The organism is Hyella patelloides LEGE 07179, assembly GCF_900659865.1.
Classification (GTDB): domain Bacteria; phylum Cyanobacteriota; class Cyanobacteriia; order Cyanobacteriales; family Xenococcaceae; genus Hyella; species Hyella patelloides.
The window spans coordinates 1-2,772 of the sequence record NZ_LR214228.1 but is presented as its reverse complement, the minus strand read 5'-3'; the positions used below and the strand labels follow the sequence as shown (position 1 = coordinate 2,772).

The 2,772-nt window shown below is 36.3% G+C and carries 3 protein-coding genes; all 3 read right to left on the bottom strand.

Annotated elements, in window-relative coordinates:
- Positions 1-306: 306 nt before the first annotated feature.
- Positions 307-972, bottom strand: a complete 666-nt coding sequence (locus H1P_RS32550) for an NYN domain-containing protein (protein ID WP_144875513.1) — start codon at positions 970-972, stop codon at positions 307-309.
- Between the two features lie 358 nt (positions 973-1,330).
- Positions 1,331-1,939, bottom strand: a complete 609-nt coding sequence (gene clpP / locus H1P_RS32545; RefSeq protein WP_144875511.1) for an ATP-dependent Clp endopeptidase proteolytic subunit ClpP — start codon at positions 1,937-1,939, stop codon at positions 1,331-1,333.
- A 176-nt stretch (positions 1,940-2,115) separates the two neighbouring features.
- A partial coding sequence (locus H1P_RS32540; RefSeq protein WP_144875509.1) for a glycosyltransferase family 4 protein occupies positions 2,116-2,772 on the bottom strand: 657 nt, incomplete at its 5' end.

Genomic DNA, 2,772 nt, shown 5'->3' with positions numbered 1-2,772 from the left:
TTTTTTATCCGCATAATTTGGGTCAAAACTAGCAGAACTGTTATGAGAGACAATCTAGCCTAGAACGCTTACTGTGTAAGCATTTCAAAACTATATTTTAGCGATCTCAAGAGAGGTGGATTTTTGCAGTCTTTGAGTAGTTTCTGCAAAATTAGTAATTTTCGTCAAAACAGGTACATTGCTGAAGAACATATAATTCTTGAATTATAGCAATGTTGGGTTGAGAGTAATTTTAATTTTTACTGTTTCAAACACTGAAAGCTGCAAAGTCTTCCAGATTACTCCTTATGTTATGTTTGTTAGTTCTTACCCAACTGACAGACAATACCTCTGTTTATCATCTAAAAGCAACACAAAATTATGTTGCTTTAGATAAGTGACTAATCTAATATTAGAATGATTTTTCTTTATAGAAATAGTAATTTTTTCACCATATTTTTTGGAAAATTCAGTACAAATATGAGTTAATAAAACTTGCTTTTTACCTTGTTTTTTAGCCACTTCTTCAAGCACAATTAATATCTTTTTTTCCAAGCTAATATCAGATTTCTTTTTACTTTTTTTCTTCTTCTCGTTCTTAATATTATCTTTGGCTGATTCCAAAGGATTCTCATTAACAAGAATCACCTCAATACCAAACTTAAATAAAGCATTTTTCAAATGTTCAAATATTCTGTCTTTGGAACAGATAAAAATCTGTTTTAGATTTGGATGAGAGAGGAAAAAGAAACAGCCCGCTATTATCACCTGAGCATCAGCAGAATTAGTAAATTGAGGAACATTTAACTGGACATATCCCTCTTTATGTAATCTTTTCGTACACTTCTCCCTGTTCGTAAAATTAGCAATCGCTATTTTGATTCGCAAAGGGTGTTCAGCCTGGGATTGAACCAGCTTTTCTAATTCTTGGCTTACAGGAATATTTTCATGATCGACGATGATCGCACTAATTGGAGGGATAAGATTCAACATGAGGAAAGTTCAATTTCTATATCCCCTAGCATAAAGAGATGCTTTTTATTTGGCAGTGATCGCAAAAAGTAAGTTTTGAAACCTCTGTAGAACAAGCGTTTCAAGCTAGATTACCCCTGATGATAGCTTCGCTATATCTGCCTCAATTTACTAGATACTCGATCTAATATTAATAATTAAAAAAAACTATTTAATAATTGATACAAAAAAAGGTGGGCATTGCACTAAAGTATATGCCCTAAAGGACTTCCTTCGGTCGCATAGCGGTATGCTAAAGCACTAACTTCGTGTCGTCCTTTAGGACTTCCTTTATGCGTGGCGGTATCCGTGATAGACGCGTCGCCCACCCTACAATAAATTAGGAAACAGTTTGTGGAGGATTAGTTGCCGAAGGTTTGCGACTAATTACCTGGTCGATTAAACCATAATCTTTGGATTCTTCGGCGGACATAAAGAAATCTCTTTCGGTATCTTCTTCAATTTTTGATAAAGGTTGTCCTGTATGGTCTGCTAAATGATTGTTAAGCTTGTTTTTAAGATATAAAATTTCTTTGGCTTGAATTTCGATATCTGTGGCTTGTCCTTGCGCACCCCCTAGAGGTTGGTGAATCATGATGCGCGAGTTGGGTAAACTCATGCGTTTGCCTTTTTGACCCGCACTAAGTAAAAATGCTCCCATAGAAGCTGCTAAACCAATACAAATAGTACAGACATCAGGTTTAATTTGATTCATGGTATCAAACATACCCATACCAGCCGAAACTGAGCCACCAGGAGAGTTGATGTAGAGATAAATATCTTTGTCTGCGTCTTCTGCTTCTAAATACAACAGTTGCGCTACTACTAAATTAGCAATTTCATCATCAACTTGTTGTCCAAGAAAGACAATTCTTTCTCTAAGTAAGCGAGAGTAAATGTCAAAAGCGCGATCGCCACGACCTGAAGATTCAATAACTGTTGGGATCATCGAGTTTTATATTCTGTTGCTGTTTTGTTTAATTGTAACGAGTAACGAGTAACGATGAAGGATGAAGGATGAATTATGAGGAATGAAGTAAGTATAAAGTAGCCAGTTTTTTTGTAATTAGTAATCAATCAGCAACGAGTCAATCAAAAAACATCAAACCCATCAATCAAAAACGATTAAATAATAATTACTTTTTCATACTGACGAGATAAATTGAGCCAAGTGTATTCTTGTTCGATCATTTGTCTCCCATTAGTGGATAGAGTGGTTCGTAATTCGGGTTCATTGAAAAGACGAGTAATGGCTGTAACGTATTCTGAAACATTGTTGGCTCTTAAAGCTCGTAGAGGAACATCTGCATCATCTACAGGAATTCCTTCCAAACCGCGATCGCTGCCTACTACTGGTATACCTGCACTCATATATTCTAAAGTTTTAATTTTCATCCCAAATCCAGTCCTTAAGGGTGCAACGGCGACAGTTGCTTGATGGAGATATTCAGCTATTGACGGGACTCTTCCTGTTACGGTGATGGCAGAATTTTGTTTCGTGAGGGCTTTTACTTCAGCAGAGGGTTTAGAACCCACTAAGGTGAGGGTAGCATTACTGAATTGCTTTTGTATCAGGGGAAAAACTTCCTGACTGAAAAAGCAAGCAGCATCTATGTTAACAAAGTAATCTAAACCACCAACAAATACTATACTATGCCCTGCGGTGTCTTGCTCTCGATAGGGAAAGGTATCTAAATCAACGCCATTAGCAATAATTGTTACTTTTGCTTGAGAGTTAAATTCCTCCATCTGTTGTTTATCTTCATCGGTAGTCACTACCAC

Coding starts and splice junctions, on each gene's coding strand:
- H1P_RS32550 (WP_144875513.1), bottom strand. CDS start 972: ATGTTGAATCTTATCCCTCCAATTAGTGCGATCATCGTCGATCATGAA.
- clpP (WP_144875511.1), bottom strand. CDS start 1,939: ATGATCCCAACAGTTATTGAATCTTCAGGTCGTGGCGATCGCGCTTTT.